Origin of the sequence: Flavobacterium sp., assembly GCF_046317795.1 — a bacterium.
GTDB lineage: Bacteria > Bacteroidota > Bacteroidia > Flavobacteriales > Flavobacteriaceae > Flavobacterium.
Genome location: NZ_JBKCVI010000202.1, coordinates 1 through 2620, shown reverse-complemented (window position 1 = coordinate 2620; position 2620 = coordinate 1). Strand labels below are relative to the sequence as shown.

Annotated in this window: 4 protein-coding genes and 1 pseudogene; 1 reads left to right on the top strand and 4 read right to left on the bottom strand. The window is 29.7% G+C overall.

Going from position 1 to position 2620, the window contains the following annotated elements; all coding sequences use genetic code 11:
- The 3 genes and pseudogenes from ACK5ON_RS11815 to ACK5ON_RS11805 all read right to left on the bottom strand — a co-directional run.
- Positions 1-362: pseudogene (locus ACK5ON_RS11815) on the bottom strand (cytosol nonspecific dipeptidase); the annotation flags it as partial.
- Positions 363-442: 80 nt separating this feature from the next.
- On the bottom strand, positions 443-784 hold the full coding sequence (locus tag ACK5ON_RS11810) for a DUF5615 family PIN-like protein (protein WP_409822722.1): 342 nt from the start codon (positions 782-784) through the stop codon (positions 443-445).
- A gap of 72 nt (positions 785-856) precedes the next feature.
- On the bottom strand, positions 857-1018 hold the full coding sequence (locus ACK5ON_RS11805) for a DUF433 domain-containing protein (RefSeq protein WP_409822719.1): 162 nt from the start codon (positions 1016-1018) through the stop codon (positions 857-859).
- A gap of 82 nt (positions 1019-1100) precedes the next feature.
- Between ACK5ON_RS11805 and ACK5ON_RS11800 the strand changes: the two genes are divergently transcribed.
- Positions 1101-2153: a DUF3810 domain-containing protein gene (locus tag ACK5ON_RS11800; RefSeq protein ID WP_409822716.1), complete on the top strand. Its 1053-nt coding sequence runs from the start codon at positions 1101-1103 to the stop codon at positions 2151-2153.
- Between the two features lie 159 nt (positions 2154-2312).
- Here ACK5ON_RS11800 and ACK5ON_RS11795 read toward each other — a convergent pair whose 3' ends face one another.
- Positions 2313-2564, bottom strand: a complete 252-nt coding sequence (locus ACK5ON_RS11795) for a GIY-YIG nuclease family protein (RefSeq protein ID WP_396174129.1) — start codon at positions 2562-2564, stop codon at positions 2313-2315.
- Positions 2565-2620: the final 56 nt, after the last annotated feature.

Sequence of the window (2620 nt, the reverse complement as noted above, 5' to 3'; positions counted from 1 at the left end):
ACTCCCAATCCATTATCGGCACCAAGTGTAGTTCCACGAGCACGAACCCAATCGCCATCAACATACATATCAATACCATGTGTGAGGAAATCAAATTCAGTATCGTTATTTTTTTGATGCACCATATCCAAATGTCCTTGTAAAACAATGGTTTTACGATTTTCCATTCCTGCAGTAGCGGGTTTACGAATAATTACGTTTCGGATTTCGTCTTCAAAAGTTTCCAATCCTAAACTGTTTCCAAAGTCTTTCATAAATTCAATCACGCGTTCCTCTTTTTTGGATGGACGAGGAACGGCATTTAAATCGACAAATTTATTCCAAAGTGCTTTTGGTTCCAGGTTTCTAATTTCTTGGCTCATTTTGTTAAAATTATTTTTGAAGTGATTTTGGACTATTATTAAACTGAAATTTCACAAATTAATTATAATAATGTTATTTATTACTCTATTCCTTCAATCCTATCTGCAAAAACATTTACAAGTTTGTAATTAGAATTAACATCAAGAACATTATCCCAAAGATTAGTAATAACTTTATAAAATGGTTTAATTTTCAAATTTCCAAAACGAATATGAATAACTTTTGGGGGTGGATTATGCAACATTATTTTATTTGAAAAATCAACATCTTTTGTACTAATGGTAAGATTATTTATTTTTGCATATTGCCATATTTCTTCATCAGACCAGCTACTATCTAAGTCTTTTTGATGAATAAAATCGTTTGAATTCCAAAGTGCAAAATAATAAGGAAGGTTTATGTCTATTAGAAATTTTGTCATTTATGCAACACTTCTAATGGTAAAATTTCGTTTCATTAAATCCGCTGCAAACTTTAAACAAGCATCAATATCTTAGTTTTCTAGAGTTGGATATTGATATAAAAGTTCTTCTCGAGTTTCACCTGAACTCAAAAATTCTAATATTGTATTTACAGTAAGTCTTGTGCCTCGAATAGTAGGTTTCCCGTTGCACATTTTATCATCAATTGTTATTCTTTCTGCAATATATTCCATAAATGTATCTTTTTATACAACAAATTTACAAAAAAAGAATTATTGGTTTTGATTATAAGTATTTTTATAGCAAAATAATACTTTGAAACGCAACTATATTCTTCCTCTTTTTCTATTATTTCAGATTATCTTTCTGAGATTTTTAGCATTCTTCCCTGAAACTGTAGAACGACTTTATAGCAATGGATTGTATGTGTATATTTCTCATTTTTCGAGAACTTTATTGGGGGAAATCCCTTTCTCTATTGGTGACATTATTTACGGAACGACAATTATTTATTGTATTTACTGGTTTTATAAAAACCGGAAACTGCATTTGAAACGTAAATTATGGTCGGTTTTAAATTTTCTTTCGGTGTTTTACTTCCTATTTCATTTGCTTTGGGCTTTCAATTATTATCGGGTGCCACTTTTTGAAAAAATGAATATTAAAACAGAATACTCCGAAGCTGATTTAGTAACTTTTACAGAAAAGATAATTACAAAAACTAACAACGTGCAATTAGCCATTACAAAAAATCAAAATGAGAAAGTAACCAATCCTTATTCACAAGATAGTATTTTCAGCATGACACAAAACGGTTATGATAACTTATCCAAAATATATCCATTTTTCCGATACGAAATTCCAAGTAGAAAAAAATCGTTGTTTAGTTTGCCCTTAACCTATATGGGTTTTGGTGGCTATCTGAATCCGTTTACCAATGAATCTCAAGTCAACTTTAAACTACCCATGTTTGGGTTTCCCAATGTGGTTTGCCACGAAATGGCGCATCAAATCGGTTTTGCCAGCGAAAGCGAATGCAATTTTATTGGATTTTTGGCTGGTATTAAAAATGAAGATTTGTATTTTCAATATTCGGCATTATCCAACGCCTTACGGTATTGTATGTCAAATATTGCAATGAAAAACGAAAAACAATTTGAAGTTCTAAAAAAGAAAATTAATTCGGGAATTATAGCCAATTACAAAGAAAGTGATTTGTTTTGGAAACAATATGACACTATTATTGACAAAGGATTTCACGCTTTCTATGACCAGTTTCTAAAAACTAACCAACAAGAGGATGGAATTGATAGCTATAGCAAGTTTGTGGATTTGTTGATTAATTATTATAAAGGCAAGAAATTATAATAAATCAAGAAATATTATAAACTTTACAAAAAATTTGTTTTTTTTCAGAAGGATTTTGCGCTGAAACATTAAACAAAGCGCCGCTTTGATATTTCATTAAAAACAAAAAAATGATCAAGTAAACTTGTCATTATCAAAGTTTTTACAAGGGATATTGCTCTATCCAGCAGCGCTAACTAATTTTTGAATTTTTATTTTGCTCTTCCATTTTTTAACTTCCAATTCTCTTTTATAAGCTGTTGATTTATTATCAAATATTTCAAAGTAAACAACTTCCCAATCTTTAGCCATTGAGGTAAAACCCGAATGTTTTGACAAATGTTTACGAAGCCTTTCTTCTAAAGTTTCAGAAGTATGTCCAATATAATATTTATCTAAAAATTTTGAAAAAAGAATATAAAAATAAAACATATAAAATACAAAAAAAAGCCCCTAAAAAAGAGGCTTTAATGTGATCCCATTAGGAT